We start from the raw sequence: 16,002 nt of genomic DNA, 5'->3' as shown, positions 1-16,002 counted from the left end.
GCCTCGCCGGCTGCCCGACCTTCTGGGTTGCGCGAGAGAAGACCCCTACTCTGAGATTGGCTCAAGGCCGGGTTTCAGGGCGGCTACAACGTCAGGGATCCCACCTTGTGCTCTATGAGCTGCGCCAGATCCTGCAGGAAAGCCGCTGCATGGGCGCCGTAGATGACGCGGTGATCACAGGTGAGGTTCACCTGCATCTGGGAGCGGATGGCAATCGCTTTTTCCGGTGTCGCTACTACCGTGGGGCGAGAAGCGCCGATGGCCAAAATGGATCCCTGGTTGGGGGGCAAAATGGCATCGAAGCGATCCACCCCGAACATGCCCAGGTTGGAGAGGGTGAAGGTGCCGCTATTGTACTCTTCCGGCTGCAGTTGCTTGCGCCGCGCCCGCTCCACCAGATCCTTCCAACGGCGGGAGATCTCGTACAGATCGAGCCGGTTGGCCTGCTTCAAGACAGGAGTGATCAGCCCGCCATCCTCCATGGCCACCGCCACCGCGATGTTGATATCCGATTTGTAATGGATGCCGTTTTCTGTGTAGCTGGCATTCAAAAGGGGATGCTTCTCCAGGGTCATGGCCACGGCTTTGACCAAGAGGGCCGTCAGGGTGACTCCTTTGGGCTTCACCTGTTGGTAGAGGTGATCCAGGCTATCGGTGGTGATGGTGTAGCCCACGTGGAACACCGGCACGCCAAGGCTGGCGTTCATATTGCGCACCACCGCCGCTTGTAAAGTTCTGAGGGGAACCGTTTCTCCCAAGGGGACAGCCGCAGGAGTTGGGGACGTAGGGGCTGGGGCAGAGGGGGCAGCCACTGCAGGAGCGGAAAGGGCCGCTGCCCGCTCCACGTCTTCGGCTATGATGCGACCGTTGGGGCCAGAGCCGCGCACGGTGCGCAGATCGATCCCCAGGCTCTCCGCCAGTTTTTTCGCCCGTGGAGAAGCCACGATCCGCTGGGATCCGGCGCCATCCGATCCATTTGGCAGTGTAGAGGTGGGGGTTGCCGCAGGGGCAGGACTTGTCGGCTGAGCTGCAGAGGCGCGGTCTGCGCTAGGTGGAGCCGCAGGGGTAACGCCAGCAGCGAGGGCTTTGGCTTTTTCCTGAGCTTGGGCCACTTCCGCTTCGCTTTCGGCAATCAGGGCAATGGGGGCGCCCACCGGGGCTGATTCCCCTGCCGGCACCAGGATACTGGCCAGGATGCCGCTGTGGAAGGACTCCACGTCCATGTCCGCTTTGTCGGACTCCACCACCAGGATGTTTTCTCCTTTCTCCACGCGGTCGCCGGGGTTCTTAAGCCAGGTGACGATCTTGCCCGTTTCCATGGTGGAGCTGAGGGCCGGCATGGAGAGTTCGTGGATCATCGATGGGGATGGGAACACAGCAGAAGAGATTGTAACCCAGGAGACGGGATCCCTGCGCACGTCCCTGGGCCGGCTTTGGGCTCACCGGGCGCCAGCCGCTTCTGCTTCGGCCACCACCAGCAGGGTTTTCAGCAGGGAATCGGGGTTGAGGCTGATGGAATCGATCCCTGCTTGCACCAGGAAGCGGGCAAATTCAGGGTAGTCGCTGGGAGCCTGGCCACAGATGCCGATCTTGCGCCCGTGGCTTTTCACCGTCTGGATTACCTGGGCGATCATCCGCCTGACGGCCTCGTGGCGCTCGTCAAAAAGGTGGGCCACCAGGGCTGAGTCGCGGTCTAACCCCAGGGTGAGCTGGGTGAGGTCGTTGGAGCCGATGGAGAAGCCGTCGAAGATCTGGCAAAACGCGTCGGCCAGGATGACGTTGCTGGGCAATTCACACATCACGTACACCTGCAGGCCGTTTTCTCCCCGCACCAGGCCATGGCGGGCCATCTCTTCCAGCACCTTGTGCCCCTCTTCCGGCGTGCGGCAGAAGGGGATCATCAAGATGACGTTGGTCAGGCCCATCTCATCCCGCACCCGTTTCATGGCCCGACACTCCAAGGCAAAGCCCTCACGGTAGCGGGGATCCGTGTAGCGGGAGGCCCCCCGCCAGCCGATCATCGGGTTTTCCTCGTGGGGCTCGTAGCGGGATCCCCCCAACAGGTGGGCATACTCGTTGCTCTTGAAATCCGACAGCCGCACGATCACCGGCTTGGGATAGAAGGCGGCGGCGATGGTGCTCACCCCTTGGGCCAGCTTATCCACAAAGTATTCAGGCTTGTCGGCATACTGGGCGGTCAGCTCCGCCAGGCGCGGCTCCTCTTTCACCGCCTGCTCGTAGTTGAGCAAAGCCAGCGGGTGGACTTGAATGTGGTTGGCAATGATGAACTCCAGCCGCGCCAGCCCCACGCCATCGCAAGGGATCCCGCTGAGGCCGAAGGCTTTTTCTGGGTTGCCCACATTCATCATCAGTTGGGTGCGGGGACGGGGCAGCTCCTCCAGCGGGATCTCCGTCACCTCATAGGGCAACAGGCCCGGGTAGACCCGCCCTTCTTCCCCTTCAGCGCAGGAGACGGTGATGGGCTCCCCGGAACGGAGCACCTGCGTGGCGTTGCCGCAGCCAACAATGGCCGGGATCCCCAGCTCGCGGGCGATGATGGCCGCATGGCAAGTTCTGCCCCCCTGGTTGGTGACGATGGCGCTGGCCTTTTTCATGATTGGCTCCCAGTCGGGATCCGTTTTTTCGGTCACCAGCACCTCGCCGGCCTGAAACTGATCCGAGCGGCGCACATCCAAAATGACGCGGGCTGTGCCCTGGCCAATGGCCTCGCCCACCGCCCGCCCCCGCACCAGAGGCTCGGGCTGCGCCCCAGGCTGGGTGAAGCGATAGGTGGTCAGCTGGTTGGCCCCTTTTTGCGACTGCACCGTTTCGGGGCGGGCCTGGACGATAAACAGCTCGCCGGTGATCCCATCTTTGGCCCACTCGATGTCCATGGGGGTGAAGCGGCCCCGCAGCGCCGAGTAGTGCTCTTCGATCAGGCAGGCCCAGCGAGCCAGCTCCAGGACTTCCTCGTCCTTGAGGGCATATTGCTTGCGCAGGCTTTCGGGGACAGCCACGTTTTTGGTGGAACGGGATCCCCCCTCGTCGTAGACCAGCTTCAGGGCCTTGCTGCCCAGCTTGCGGGAGAGGATGGGGCGCAGTCCCTGCTTGAGGGTGGGTTTGAAGACCACGTACTCATCGGGGTTGACGATCCCTTGCACCACGTTTTCCCCCAGACCATAGGCGGCGGTGATCAGCACTGCGTCTTTGAAGCCGGTTTCCGGGTCGATGGAGAACATCACCCCCGAACAGGCCAGGTCGGAGCGCACCATCTTCTGCACCCCCACCGAAAGGGCCACTTGAAAGTGGTCAAAGCCCTTGATTTGGCGGTAGGAGATGGCCCGGTCGGTAAACAAGCTGGCAAAACAGTGGTGACAGGCATTGAGCACTGCCCGCACTCCACGCACGTTCAGGTAGGTCTCCTGCTGGCCGGCAAAGCTGGCATCCGGCAAGTCTTCTGCCGTGGCACTGGAGCGCACCGCCACATCGGTGTCGGGGCCGTAGCGCTCGCACAGCTTTTGGTAGGCTTCGGCGATGGCCTGCTCTAGCTGAGGGGGGAAGGGAGTTTGCAAGATCAAGGTGCGGGCAGCCTTGCCCCGCTCGCGCAAATTTTGGACATTCTCAATGTCTAAGTCTTTGAAAATCTCCTGCAACTTCTCCTCTAGGCCCGCAGAGGCGATGAACTGGCGATACGCATGGGCGGTGGTGGCAAATCCTGTCGGCACCTGGATCCCCTTTGAGGTGAGCTGCTGCAGCATTTCTCCCAAGGAGGCGTTTTTCCCGCCCACCTGGGCAACGTCCCGCAGCCCCACCTCCGTCAGGGGCAAGACCAAAGGCGGCTCTGAGCCAAGCTGGGGTTGAGAGGGTTGCTGAAGCTGGGATCCCCTGGTTGCTCCATCCGACATGCCTTACCTCCTTCTTAAATCCATTGAGCGATCCATTGAGCCAACGCCAATTGCTGGGGTGTGCTGTGTTGTCGGCTTGGGATCGCTCCCGACTCTCCTATGCCAACACTCGGCCCAACTCATTCTTGGTGGGCCATAACCTCACTCTAGTCAGGATTTTCTGCCCCTTAAAATTGCCCAGGGATCCCCCCAAGAAGGCTTAGAAGGCGATGAGACAAGGCAGATCCCCCCACCACCTGCCTGCGGAAGTTGCTGCAAATCTTCGACCTTTTTTACTCAGTGCAAAAGTAGCCGGGCTGCCACAATGGTCAAAGAAGGCAATTTGGGCAACAACGGCATGGAGGGCCACAAGGAGGCTGCAGCAGACATTCGCCAGATCAGGGTGACGGAAAAACAGCAGGGCTTGCGGCTGGATCGAGGATTGGCAGAGCAACTGCCGGAGCTGTCGCGGTCGCGTCTGCAGCAGCTTATCCGCCAGGGCCAGGTTTGGCTCAATGGGCAGCCCTGCCGGGATAAGGATCGCCCCCTGCAAGCTGGGGATGAAGTCGAGGTGCGGATCCCGCCAGCCACCCCGACTGCCCTGCAGCCGGAGCCGATCCCCTTGGACATTCTTTACGAAGATGACGATTTGCTTGTGATCAACAAGCCCCGCGGTTTGGTGGTGCACCCCGCCCCCGGCCACGCCAGTGGCACCCTGGTGCACGCCCTGCTGGCCCACTGCCCCCATCTTTCAGGCATCAACGGCGAGCTGCGTCCAGGTATTGTCCATCGCCTTGACAAAGACACCACTGGTGCCCTGGTGATTGCCAAACACGATCAGGCCCACCAGCACCTACAAGCCCAGATCCAGGCCAAAACCGCCCGGCGCATCTACTTGGGGGTGGTGTTTGGCCGGCCGGCCCAAAGCCAAGGCACCGTCTCTGCTCCCATTGGGAGGCACCCGGTGGATCGGCAGAAAATGGCCGTCCTGACCCCTGGCCAAGGGCGAGTGGCGGTAACCCACTGGCAAGTGTTGGAGCGGCTGGGCAACTACACCCTGATGCAGTTTGAGCTGGAGACCGGGCGCACCCATCAAATTCGGGTGCATGCTGCCCACATGCGCCTACCCATTGTCGGGGATCCCCTCTACACCCAGAGCAAAACCAGCCCTGTTAAGCTGGGCGGCCAAGCTCTCCATGCCTGGAAGCTCTCCTTTGTTCACCCGCGCACAGGCCAGCCGCTGCAGTTTACCGCTCCCCTGCCGGAGGAGTTTGAGCGGCTCTTGCGGCAGTTGCGCAGCCAGGCGGGCTAGGCAGCCTCTGGGGTTTCCCCCTTGCTTTGCCTGGTCATTGCAAACGGCTGTGGAACAGCTGGTTGGTTGATCCCCAGCTCCCCTCGCCCGCAAGGGGTGAGGGTCAGCGGCGAAGGGTCTTCATCTTGTTTGAAACGAGTATGCCCAGTTGTCCCCACACCCGTGGGGGTGAGCGGCAGAGCATGCCTCTAACCCCCAAAACCCTGAACTTTGCTGAATTTACTGAGCTTTAGGCGGTTTGGCAAAAGTCATTGAGAGGGATATAGTAGACCAAGTTTCCCCCTGATCCTTGAGTCCACCGCAACGGTTGCCGGGAAGTGAAGGGGGAAAGCGCTCGGGGGGTATTCCTCAGGGCTTTGCGGGATACCGCCTTCCTGCTTGGACTCCGTCCCGCTGACGCGAACAGAGATAGGCAGGATGCGATCGCTTCTTTCCTGAACCATGTTCAGGAGAGTTCAGCGTGAATGTATCAGAATTAAGACAATCTCATGTCTACCGGGATCCCTGAATGGGATGGGTAACACTGAAACTAGGTCGCAGAAGCGGCGCGTAGCGCAATCTCAAGGAGCCGAACATGAGCAAGAGCTTGCTGGAGCAATTGCGACAGATGACTGTCGTGGTCGCCGATACGGGTGATATCAACGCCATCGAGAGCTTTAAGCCGCAGGATGCCACCACCAATCCCTCTTTGATCACAGCGGCTGCCCAAATGCCCCAGTACCAAGGCATTGTCGATGAAACCTTGCTCAAGGCCCGCCAAGAACTGGGATCCAAAGCCGACATCAAAACCGTGGTGGCCCACGCCATCGATCAACTGGCCGTGGCCTTTGGCGTGCGCATTTTGTCCATCATTCCTGGCCGGGTCTCGACGGAGGTGGATGCCCGCCTCTCTTACGACACAGAAGCCACAGTTGCCAAAGCCCGCCATTTGATCGAGCTCTACAAGGCGGCAGGAGCGGATCCCAAGCGGGTGCTGATTAAAATTGCCTCGACTTGGGAAGGGATCCGAGCTGCCGAGATCCTGGAGAAAGAAGGGATCCACTGCAACCTTACCCTGTTGTTTGGCTTGCACCAAGCCATAGCCTGCGCCGAAGCGGGGGTGAAGCTGATCTCGCCCTTTGTAGGCCGCATCTTGGATTGGTATAAGAAACACACGGGCCGGGAGAGCTATCCCCCTGCCGAAGATCCGGGGGTGCAATCGGTAACCCAGATTTACAACTACTTCCGCAAATACGATTTTCCGACGGAAGTGATGGGGGCCAGCTTCCGCAACATCGGGGAGATCATCGAGTTGGCCGGCTGCGATCTTCTCACCATCTCACCGGCGCTGCTGGCGGAGCTGCAGAACACCGAGGGTTACCTGGAGCGCAAACTGGATCCGGAAAAAGCCAAGAAAATGGACATCCCGCGCCTGGTGATGGATCGAGCTACCTTCGACCAGATGCACCGGGAAAACCGCATGGCCTCAGAAAAGCTGGAAGAAGGGATCCAGGGCTTCTCCAAAGCGCTGGAGGTGCTGGAAAAACTGCTCACCGAGCGGCTGCAGAAGCTGGAGGGTGCCAAGGAAACCATTACCCACGCCGCCCAGGATGTCTTCCGCCTCTACGACCTGGATGGGGATGGCTTCATCACCCGCGAGGAGTGGATGGGGGCAGATCGCGTTTTCGATGCCCTGGATACCAACCAAGATGGCAAAATTACCCCTGAGGAAATGTTGGTCGGCCTAGGGGCAGCGGTCTATCTGAAGAATTAGCCGCTGGCAGCCGGCCTGGGAAAACCTCAAGGTCTATGGGCGAGAACTTTCGCCACATCGGAGATGGGGTTGCCGCCCTGGAGGCACAAGCCCGCCGCTGGATTGCCCAGCGGCTGCAAGGGATCCCTTACGATCCGCCGCCGGGGCCAGCAGCCAGGCAGGTGCTGCATTGGATCGAGACGGATCTGCTGCCGCGCCTGCAGCAAACCCCCCAGGAGCTGGAGAACCTGCTGCATGGGCTAGGGGGCGGCTATGTGCCCAGCGGCCCTTCCGGCGCCCCCACCCGAGGCCGAGTGGACGTGTTGCCCACGGGGCGCAACTTTTACTCGGTGGACATTCGTGCCATCCCCACCCCCACCGCCTGGCAGGTCGGCTCACTGGCCGCCGAGCGGCTGGTGGAGCGCTACGTGCAAGAGCAGGGGGAATATCCCCGTCGCCTGGGCCTATCCGTTTGGGGCACTTCAACTCTAAGAACTGGCGGCGACGATTGGGCCGAGGCCCTGGCGCTCTTGGGGGTCAAACCCCGCTGGGATGGAGGACGGGTGGTGGACATCGAGATCCTGCCTGTAGCGGTTTTGGGCCGCCCCCGTGTGGATGTAACCTTGCGCATTTCTGGCTTCTTTCGCGATGCCTTTCCCAATCTGATTGCCCTGTTTGACCGGGCCGTGCAGGCCGTGGCTGACCTGGAGGAGCCAGAAGCCGACAATCCCCTGCGGGCCCACGTGCTGGCCGATACCCAGTACTGGCAGGAGCAAGGGATCCCAACGCAAGCAGCAGCGGAGCGGGCGCGGCTGCGCATCTTCGGCTCCAAGCCGGGGGCCTACGGGGCCGGCCTACAGGGGCTGATCGAGGCGCAAAACTGGGAAACAGAAGCGGATCTGGCCCGCGCCTACCTCAATTGGAGCAGCTACGCCTACCGGGCCGATGGCGAGGGAGAGCCGGCCCCCGAAGCCCTGCGGCGGCAATTGGCCCACCTGCAAATTGTGCTCCACAACCAAGACAACCGCGAGCACGACCTGCTGGACTCCGATGACTACTACCAGTTTCAAGGGGGGATGGTGGCGGCAGTGCGAACGCTCCAGGGCCGCAACCCGCGGATTTACTTCGGGGATCACGCCCGTCCCCACAACCCTAAGATCCGCACCCTGGCCGAAGAAATTGACCGCGTCTATCGCGCCCGCGTGATCAACCCCAAGTGGATTGCCGGCGTGATGCGCCACGGCTACAAGGGCGCCTTCGAGATGGCTGCCACCCTGGACTACCTCTTTGCCTACGACGTCACCACCCATGCTGTGCCGGATTTCATGTACGCCGGCCTGGCCCGCGCCTACCTATTGGATCCCCAAGTCCAGCAGTTCCTGCGATCCCGCAACCCCTGGGCGCTGCGGGACATGAGCGAGCGGCTGCTGGAAGCCCACCAGCGGGGCTACTGGCAAGAGCAGGCCCTGGAATTGCTGCCTCAGATCGAAGCCCTGATGCTGGAGATGGAAGCCTACCTGGAATCCCGCTCTCCCGTGGCGAGAGAAGGTTAAGTTCTGCTAAGCTTTTCTCATCCAAACCAGTTGTGGAGGGATCCCAGGCCATGAGCAAATCTGAGCTGTTGCGGGAGATTCTGGGGCCACTGTTGGAGGACTACCGCTACTGGTTTGAGCGTTCTCGCCGCTTTTTGCAGGAAGAGACCCTGGAATTGATCAGCCCAGAAGAGCAGCAGTCCTTGCTGGAAGAGGTTTTGGCTGCCCAGGCGGAGCTACAGGTGGCCGAAGCGCTTTATCAGGCCTCTGATCAAGAGGTTGGCATCGACCCTGGGCTGATGGCAAAATGGCATCGCCTGCTTATGAAATGTGCCGAATTGGGCCGTCAATTTCGCCAGATTCACCCCTCCCCCGACCTGTAATGCTGCAGATTCTCTACCTCATCGCTTTTGTGGCCATTGCCTTTTTGGCCCTGCGCAACTTGGTTACCAATGTCATCACACTGGGCGTGGAAGAGCGCAAGGCCTCTCCTCGTCGTGCCCGCAAGCGGATCCCTCACCCAGAGCTGCTGGATGAAGATGGCAACCTCACCGAGGAGCCTCTACTGGTGATTCGCTCGGCCAGCTTGGAAGAAGCTCGCAGCCGTTTGGAAGATCTCTATTCCGGCTCGCCGGACGAAGATTAGGGGAGTTTCTTGGGCTTTCTCTCTTGGGCGTGGCTGCACTAGCCTGGGAAGGTACTGCGCGCCATTTGCCCGAGCGTCTGGTGGGCGAGTCAACGGAGATGGGATCCGACTTCAACGTGGAATCGGTGCTGGAGGCGGTGCTCGGCAAGCTGAAGGTTTTGGCGGAAACGGGACAAACCTTTGGTCAGCCGATCACTATTGGTGAGACGATTATTGTCCCTTACATGTCCTTGCATTTTGGCTTGGGTGGGGGAGGGGGTAACTTCGGCAAAACTGCTTCTGGCTGTCGCGGCAACGGCGGGGATCCGGCCAGTCTGTTCGGGGGAGCGGGGGGTGGGGTGCGCATCGAGCCAGTTGGCTTTCTGGTGATCCGAGGCGAGCGAGTGGAGCTGCTGACCACCGTCCAGAAGCCCGACCAGTGGAACCAACTCAGCGAGACTCTGGTGCCCCTGTTACAGCAGTGGCTGCAAAATCGTGCCGGCAACTCCTGAAGGGACTAGCCGCGAATGGAGAGGCGGGATCCCTGGGGAGAGGGTTGTACCTCAATGCGGCGGGGGAAAGCATCCTGCAGGCTGGGGATGTGGGTAATCACCAAGATGCAGGCAAAGTCCGGGGCGATGGCGTTGATGGCAGCCAGCAGTTGGGCGCGCCCGGTGGCATCCTGGGATCCAAACCCCTCGTCGATGATTAAGGTTTGCAGGTCGGATCCCGAGCGCTGGGTGAGCAGGCGGGACAAGGCCAGGCGAATGGCGAAGTTGATGCGGAAGGCTTCTCCACCGGAGTAAGTCTCGTAGGGGCGGGTGCCGTGGGGATCGGCAATGAGAATGTCGAGGGTGTCATAGGGACTCCGTCCCGCTACGGAGGACAGCTTGGCCGGTGAGCAATAGCGTCGCCCGGAGCGCTGGGTAACCAATTGCAGGTGCAGGCGGTGTTGGGTAAGGCGGGCCAGGATCTGGTTGGCCTGGGCTTCCAGCTCGGGCAGGACATTTTCGACGATCAGGGCGGGGATGCCGTTGCGGCCGTAGGCATTGGCCAGCTCTTGGTACACCTGCTGCTGGCGGCGGGCCTGTTGCAGTTGCTGTTCCAGCTCGGCCTGTTCCGCCTGCTGTTGAACCGCCTGTTGTAGCCGTTGTTGGGCGGCCCCTATCTGAGACAGCACCTCATCCAGCCGCCGGCGGTGCTCCCGCAGGGTTTGGCGGATCCCTTCCAGCTGAGCAGGCAAAACCTCGGGATGCTCCGCCAGTTGTTGCTGAAGCCGTTCCAGCTCTTGGGTGGCTTGGGCAAAGTGCTGGCGGCTTTCCTGCAGGCGTTGGGATAGGGCTTGGGTGCGGGCTGCCACCTCCGGCAGTTCCTGGCGGGCCACCTGTAGGGCTTGCAGGCGCACCGGCCAGAGTTGCGCTTGGGCCAGTTCGGCTTTCACCTGCTGGTGCAGGGATCCGTCGTAGCCCAGGTAGTTTAACGCCTGTTCCACCTGAGCCAACCGCTCCGCCAGGGGAGAATCCGATCCCACTGGCGGGCCGGAGTCCTTGGATACCGCCTGTTGCAGGGTTTCCAGTTGTGCCTGTAGGGAGGCGATTTGCTCCCATAGGTGAGAGCGGCGCTCTTGGGCCTTGCGGAGTTCTTGAGAGCGGCCCAGGGCCCAGCGCCAGCGCTCCAGTTCTCCCCGTTGTAGGGCGTGCTCGCGCTCGTCATAGCCCAGTTGGTGCAGGGCCTGCTGGATCTGCTGGAGCTGTTGCCGAGCTTCTTGAGCGTAAGCTTCCCGGTCGAGGATTTCCCTCAACTCTGCCGCCTCTGCTTGCCAGAGCTGGATTTGCCGACAGCGCTCCTGCTCGGCTTCCCACTGCTGTTGCAATCGCCCTTGCAGATGCAGGCGCTCATCCCAAGTGGCCAGTTCTTGGCTAAGACGGCGGTATTCTTCTTGCAAGAGTTCGATCTCCCGGTCGGCCACCGCCAGTTGTTCGCGGATAACAAACAGTTCGCCGGCAATTTCCTCTTGACGCTCGCGGTGTTTTTTCAGCACCACATCCCGCAGGCGCGGGCTGAGGGGACGGGCGCAGAGGGGGCAAGTCCAGTGGCGACGGCGCTGCGGAGCCATAAGGCTGGATCCCTGCGGCTCTGCTGTCGGCGTTGCAGGGGATGGCTCTGCAGGCTGGCCGACAGAAGATAGGGCCGGGGATCCCTTCTCTTGTTCTGCTGCCTCCTCGACAAGGGCCGTCACCCTCGCCAAAGTGGGGGTGACCTGATCTCGTTCGCTGCGCGGAGCACTTTGAGCGGAAAACACCTCTTGACCTTCCTCCCAGGTGGTCACCAACAGGCGGCAGCGTTCTTCTTCCTGTTGCCACTGTTGCTGGAGAACCCGCTGGCGTTCCTGGAGCTTTTGCACGAACAGCCGTCGTTCTTGGACTTTTTCCAACACCTGCTGCTGGTAGAGACGCCGTCGCTCCAGCTCTGCCAAGGCGGCCTCTCCTTCGGCAATTTTCTGCTCCAGGTGCTGCTGCTGCTGGGCTAGAGTTTCCTGGCTTTGCAGTTGCTGGCTGAGAAGCTGGAGGCGGGCTTGCAGACGTTCCCGCTCGCGGCGGATTTGCTCTTGCCAATGCTGTTGCTGCTGGAGAAGGATGGCGGCTTGCGCTTGGGCTTGGTTCAAGGCCTGGAGACGCTCTTGAGCTTGCTGGTAGTGGCGCAGGCCGATTTCGATGCGCTCCTGTTCTGCCAGCAATTGGGCATCGGCTTGGGCCTGAGCTTGGCAGGTGGCCAACTCCTGTTGCAGCCGTTGCATCTTGCGCAGTTGCTGCTGTTGCTGCTCTGCTTGCCGGGCTTGCAGCTTTTGGCGTTCTTGGAGCAGATGCTGCTGTTGCTCGAAGAGGTGGTGGAGATGGCGATCTTGGGCCATCAGGGCTTGGTAGCGTTCGTAGCCCGCCAGGATGTCTTCACTCTGGGCGATCAGCTCTTCCAACTGGAGCAGGTGCTGTCGCTGGGCACGCCACTGTTGCTCGGTGTGCTGCAGGTTGGCGCCGAGCTTTTGCAAGTGTTGGGTAAGGTGTTGGTGGCGCTCCTGCAGGATGCAGCGATGTTCGTAGAGGCGCTCTAGGGCTTGCAATTCCTGCTGTTGCTGGGCTAGGAGCTGCTGCAGATGAGTTTGCTGTTGTTGGAGTTGCTCCAGTTCGGCTTGGATTTGGCCAAGGTGGGCCTGTTGTTGGTCGAGCTGCTGCAGGCGCTCTTGGAGCAGATCCGCTTTGAGCTTGGCGCTGCGTGCCCGTTCCCGGCAGCGGTCGGCCAGCAGATCGTACTGCCCCAGCTTGAGCATGTCGGCCAAAATTTGCTTGCGCTCGCTGGGACGCTTCAGGGTGAAGGCATCCGCTTGTCCTTGTCGCAGATAGGCGGAGTGAATAAAGGTCTCGTAGTCGAGGCTGAGCTGACTTTGAATGGCCTGTTGGGTGGCGCGCATGCCGCGGCGGGTCAAGCTACGCCAGCGAGGTTGGCCGTCGGTTTCTCCGGTTTGAATTTGCCACTCCAGGGATCCCTCGCCCGATAGATGACGGCTGCGCAGGATGCGGTAGGTTTGTCCTCGGGAGCGGTAGATCACCTCTACCCAGGCTTCGCTGGCCCCCTTGCGGATGAGATCGCTGTCATTGCTAGCCCGGCTTTGCCCCCAAAGGCCCCAGGTGAGGGCATCGAGCAGGGCAGACTTGCCTGCCCCATTGGGGCCACAGATACAGGCGGTGTGGATCCCGCGCAGATCCAAAACGGCGTGAGCGTAACAGAGAAAATTGTGCAAGGTTAGGCGAACCGGGATCACAGAAAACTCTGAGGGGCTCTGGTTGCTGGAAAAAATGAGGTTGAGCCATTTGATCCAGAGTATCGCGTCAGCGGTGGGGAGCAACAATGAGGAGTGAGAAGTGAGGAGAGAGGAGTGAGGATACCGATACATTCACGCTGAACTCTCCTGAACATGGTTCAGGAAAGAAGCGATCGCATCCTGCCTATCTCTGAGCAGGAAGGCGGTATCCCGCAAAGCCCTGAGGAATACCCCTCGAGCGCTTTCCCCCTTCACTTCCCGGCAACCGTTGCGGTGGACTCAAGGATCAGGGGGAAACTTGGTCTACTATATCCCTCTCAATGACTTTTGCCAAACCGCCTAAAGCTCAGTAAATTCAGCAAAGTTCAGGGTTTTGGGGGTTAGAGGCATGCTCCCTTCTCACTACTCTCCGTTCTTTTCTCTTTTCTCTCTTGTCTCTCTTGAGAGGGGATCCGGTCGCAGCAGCCGCTGACACAGTTGGGCAATCTGGGTGGGGCTAGCCTCATCCAGCCAGCGGTGAAAGGCTTGGGATTCCTGAAGGCGGCCCATCAGCAGCGTGGGGATCTGCTCCGGGCCGTCCAGTTCCGCCAGCCATTGCCGGGGAAAGCCAGTTACTGCAGCCAGATCCTCGGGATCCCGTTGGCCTGCCTGCCACTGTTGCATCAGCCAGTTGACTCGGGCGGGGATCTGCTCCCAGGGGGAGGCAGAAGCGGCCAGGATCAGGGTTCGGGGCTGTACCTGTTGCAGCAGTTGTGCCAAGTCCGCCGGTAGCCAGGGCCAGCGGGCCAGCACCAGCTTTGCCCCTTTTGGTGGTGGAACAAGGTTCTCGGCCTCCTGCCCGTCGTAACAGATGGCCCCTTTCAGCGAATCCGGCAGGGGTTTCTGCCGAAAATCTTGGATCTGTAGGCGAGGGGCGGAAATGGTGGGTGCCTGCCACTCTCCCGCAGGGCGCACCGCCAGCACTTTGCCCTGCCAAGGCTGTCTGCCCCGGTCATCCGCTTCCAACTGGAGGGCGATGTCCAAAGCCTGGCATTTTTGCCAGCGCTCCAGCTCTTCTCCGGCTTGCCAAAACCACAGGGTACGGGATCCCAGCGAGCCTTGGAGTTCAAACTTGAGGTGGCGGCCATTGCGGGAGACTCCCAGGTTGGAGCTATTGGGACGGAAGTTCATCAAGGCAACGACGGGGTTGGGGTTGCCGTGCCCAAAGGGCTGCAGAAGCTGCAATTGCCGATACACCTCATCCAGCTCTGCCACCCCATCCCGATCCTGAGAGACCAGTAGCTCCCAGTCGAGGATAATCTCCACCGCCAAGGCGCGAGCCCGCTGATCCGGGCTAACCCGCGCGGCCAGCTCCCGCTGCAACGCCAGTTGCACAGCGGCCAGGCAAGCCAGATCCACTTGGATCCTGGCGGCCATGGGGTGTCCGCCTCCCCGCCGCAAGAGGGGGCGCACAGCCTCGATGGCCTCCACCAGGTTCACCCCTGGCAGGGAACGACCCGACCCATGGCCCAGCCCTGTGGCTTCGTCTTTGGCAATCAACACCGTCGGGCAGCGGTACTGCTCCACCAAGCGCGCCGCCGCGATCTCCAGAACCCCTGGGTTCCAGCCGGCTTCCGCCAGAACAATGGCTCCTTCCCGGGTCAGATCCAAGCTCTCTACCTGTTGGCTGGCCTCTTGGATCACTTGCTGGGTGAGCTGCCGGCGCTCTTCGTCAAGGGCAACAAACCGTTGCACCAGCGCCTGGGCCCGCTCTGGATCGGAGGTGGTCAGCAGCTCCACTGCTAAGCTGGCGTCTTCCAAGCGGCCAATGACGTTCAACTTGGGGGCGATGCGAAAAGCAATATCCTGGGCTGTCGGCGACCTCTGGAGCTGGCCGTTGCTAACCTGGGCCAGCAGAGCTCGCAACCCCGGGCGCTGCGTACTGGCCAGCACCGGCAGGCCCCGCTGCACCAAGTAGCGGCACTCCCGCTGCAACACCGCCACATCGGCCACAATTCCCACCGCCACCAGATCCAGGTGCTGCTCGACACCAGGGATCCCTAGGGCTTGGTAGAGCGCCTCCGCCAACTCGTAGACCACTCCCACCCCCGGCAAGAAGCGCAGCGGATGTTCAGCCGGCAATCGCAAGGGGTTGACCACCGCATAGGCAGCGGGCAAGGGATCCGGCAGCATGTGGTGATCCGTCACGATCACGTCCACCCCCTGGACTTGGGCCATGGCAATTTCGGCAGCATTGCCCACCCCGCAATCCACCGTCAGGATCACTTGGCAGCCCTGGGCCAGCACCTGCTGTAGCCGTTGAGGATTGAGCCCGTGCCCCTCGGTGCTGCGCAGCGGTATGGAGAACTGGACTCGGAAGCCCAAGGGTTGTAACGCCGAGAGCAGGAGACTGGTACTGGTGACACCATCGCAGTCAAAGTCCCCCCAAATGCACAGGGTCTCTTCCCTTTCCCGTGCCTGCAGCAGCCGCGCCACCGCCCGCTCCAGATCCGGCAGGGATGCTGGTGGTGTGGGGGAATAGTGTTCGGGATCCACGAAGGCCTGCGCCTGCTCCCAGGTGTGCAGACCCCGCAGAGCCATCACCTTGGCCGCATACTTGCCATATTCCCGGCTCAGTTGCGGATTGAACTGGGGGGGAGTGGGCAGCAGCTCCCAGCGGTATTCCATGCAAGCTCGACAGGGATAAAGGTTCCTAGGAGCCTATCAAAAACTGCCTGGGGAGAAAAGCAGCTTGGGATCCCCAAGAAGGCCTGGTGACCTGCTTATTGACAGCAGTGGGAAGCCACACAGCAGGCGGAAGGGTGCTCGTGATTGTGGGTGGCACAGGCTTCGCTGCAGTAGAGTTGACCTTCGTAGCGATAGCCTTGGCTGCTCTCGAAGCTGCAGTTGCAGTGTTCACAGGCGCAACGGACAAGGGTGCTGGCAGACATGATTTTCTCTCCTTCTTTCTCGTTTTTTCCTAGGGATCCTCTTGTCGAAGATCCGCGTCTCTACACCCTAGCGGTTGCTCAGCAACGATGCTGAAACAAGAATCAGAATCATTTTTGGCACTTCACCGATTACAGCCTATGAATTAGGATACAAGTATCCAAGAGAAAAG

Annotated in this window: 10 protein-coding genes and 1 pseudogene; 6 read left to right on the top strand and 5 right to left on the bottom strand. The window is 60.9% G+C overall.

Annotated elements, in window-relative coordinates; all coding sequences use genetic code 11:
- Window positions 1-83: 83 nt before the first annotated feature.
- Both ACVWYY_RS07095 and ppsA read right to left on the bottom strand, forming a co-directional pair.
- The gene (locus ACVWYY_RS07095) at window positions 84-1,358 is read right to left on the bottom strand and encodes a dihydrolipoamide acetyltransferase family protein (RefSeq protein WP_457440015.1); all 1,275 of its coding nucleotides are present in this window, start codon (window positions 1,356-1,358) and stop codon (window positions 84-86) included.
- 81 nt (window positions 1,359-1,439) lie between these two features.
- Window positions 1,440-3,905 (bottom strand): phosphoenolpyruvate synthase, encoded by a 2,466-nt coding sequence (gene ppsA, locus ACVWYY_RS07090; protein WP_457403413.1) that lies wholly within the window; start codon window positions 3,903-3,905, stop codon window positions 1,440-1,442.
- Window positions 3,906-4,242: 337 nt separating this feature from the next.
- Between ppsA and ACVWYY_RS07085 the strand changes: the two genes are divergently transcribed.
- The 6 genes and pseudogenes from ACVWYY_RS07085 to ACVWYY_RS07060 all read left to right on the top strand — a co-directional run bounded on the left by ACVWYY_RS07085 (window position 4,243) and on the right by ACVWYY_RS07060 (window position 9,597).
- Entirely contained in the window at window positions 4,243-5,196 is a 954-nt protein-coding gene (locus ACVWYY_RS07085; RefSeq protein WP_414331111.1) for an RluA family pseudouridine synthase, read from the top strand.
- A 574-nt stretch (window positions 5,197-5,770) separates the two neighbouring features.
- On the top strand, window positions 5,771-6,949 hold the full coding sequence (locus ACVWYY_RS07080; protein ID WP_011432742.1) for a transaldolase: 1,179 nt from the start codon (window positions 5,771-5,773) through the stop codon (window positions 6,947-6,949).
- A gap of 47 nt (window positions 6,950-6,996) precedes the next feature.
- Window positions 6,997-8,481 (top strand): annotated as a pseudogene (locus tag ACVWYY_RS07075) (cobaltochelatase subunit CobN); the annotation flags it as partial.
- 50 nt (window positions 8,482-8,531) lie between these two features.
- Complete coding sequence (locus tag ACVWYY_RS07070) at window positions 8,532-8,843, top strand: DUF2605 domain-containing protein (protein WP_457440013.1); 312 nt, start codon at window positions 8,532-8,534, stop codon at window positions 8,841-8,843.
- Window positions 8,843-9,106, top strand: coding sequence for a DUF2973 domain-containing protein (locus ACVWYY_RS07065; RefSeq protein ID WP_414344596.1), 264 nt, complete (start codon window positions 8,843-8,845; stop codon window positions 9,104-9,106). The genes ACVWYY_RS07070 and ACVWYY_RS07065 overlap by 1 nt, the downstream gene beginning before the upstream one ends.
- A gap of 65 nt (window positions 9,107-9,171) precedes the next feature.
- Window positions 9,172-9,597, top strand: a complete 426-nt coding sequence (locus tag ACVWYY_RS07060) for a GerW family sporulation protein (RefSeq protein WP_457440011.1) — start codon at window positions 9,172-9,174, stop codon at window positions 9,595-9,597.
- 5 nt (window positions 9,598-9,602) lie between these two features.
- Here the strand turns inward: ACVWYY_RS07060 and ACVWYY_RS07055 are convergent, their stop codons facing one another.
- The 3 genes from ACVWYY_RS07055 to ACVWYY_RS07045 all read right to left on the bottom strand — a co-directional run bounded on the left by ACVWYY_RS07055 (window position 9,603) and on the right by ACVWYY_RS07045 (window position 15,832).
- Complete coding sequence (locus ACVWYY_RS07055; protein ID WP_457440009.1) at window positions 9,603-13,034, bottom strand: AAA family ATPase; 3,432 nt, start codon at window positions 13,032-13,034, stop codon at window positions 9,603-9,605.
- 270 nt (window positions 13,035-13,304) lie between these two features.
- Complete coding sequence (recJ, locus tag ACVWYY_RS07050) at window positions 13,305-15,569, bottom strand: single-stranded-DNA-specific exonuclease RecJ (protein WP_457403665.1); 2,265 nt, start codon at window positions 15,567-15,569, stop codon at window positions 13,305-13,307.
- A gap of 95 nt (window positions 15,570-15,664) precedes the next feature.
- Window positions 15,665-15,832: a hypothetical protein gene (locus ACVWYY_RS07045; RefSeq protein WP_083757636.1), complete on the bottom strand. Its 168-nt coding sequence runs from the start codon at window positions 15,830-15,832 to the stop codon at window positions 15,665-15,667.
- Window positions 15,833-16,002: the final 170 nt, after the last annotated feature.

It is taken from the genome of Thermostichus sp. MS-CIW-34, assembly GCF_054060435.1.
The sequence above is the reverse complement of the archived record's forward strand: the minus strand, read 5'-3'. Positions and strand labels throughout refer to the sequence as shown.

Bases quoted from the DNA above. Each gene is read 5' to 3' on its own strand.
- ACVWYY_RS07085 (WP_414331111.1), top strand. From the start codon at position 4,243: ATGGAGGGCCACAAGGAGGCTGCAGCAGACATTCGCCAGATCAGGGTG.
- ACVWYY_RS07070 (WP_457440013.1), top strand. From the start codon at position 8,532: ATGAGCAAATCTGAGCTGTTGCGGGAGATTCTGGGGCCACTGTTGGAG.
- ACVWYY_RS07055 (WP_457440009.1), bottom strand. From the start codon at position 13,034: ATGTATCGGTATCCTCACTCCTCTCTCCTCACTTCTCACTCCTCATTG.
- ACVWYY_RS07095 (WP_457440015.1), bottom strand. From the start codon at position 1,358: ATGATCCACGAACTCTCCATGCCGGCCCTCAGCTCCACCATGGAAACG.
- recJ (WP_457403665.1), bottom strand. From the start codon at position 15,569: ATGGAATACCGCTGGGAGCTGCTGCCCACTCCCCCCCAGTTCAATCCG.
- ppsA (WP_457403413.1), bottom strand. From the start codon at position 3,905: ATGTCGGATGGAGCAACCAGGGGATCCCAGCTTCAGCAACCCTCTCAA.
- ACVWYY_RS07080 (WP_011432742.1), top strand. From the start codon at position 5,771: ATGAGCAAGAGCTTGCTGGAGCAATTGCGACAGATGACTGTCGTGGTC.
- ACVWYY_RS07065 (WP_414344596.1), top strand. From the start codon at position 8,843: ATGCTGCAGATTCTCTACCTCATCGCTTTTGTGGCCATTGCCTTTTTG.
- ACVWYY_RS07045 (WP_083757636.1), bottom strand. From the start codon at position 15,832: ATGTCTGCCAGCACCCTTGTCCGTTGCGCCTGTGAACACTGCAACTGC.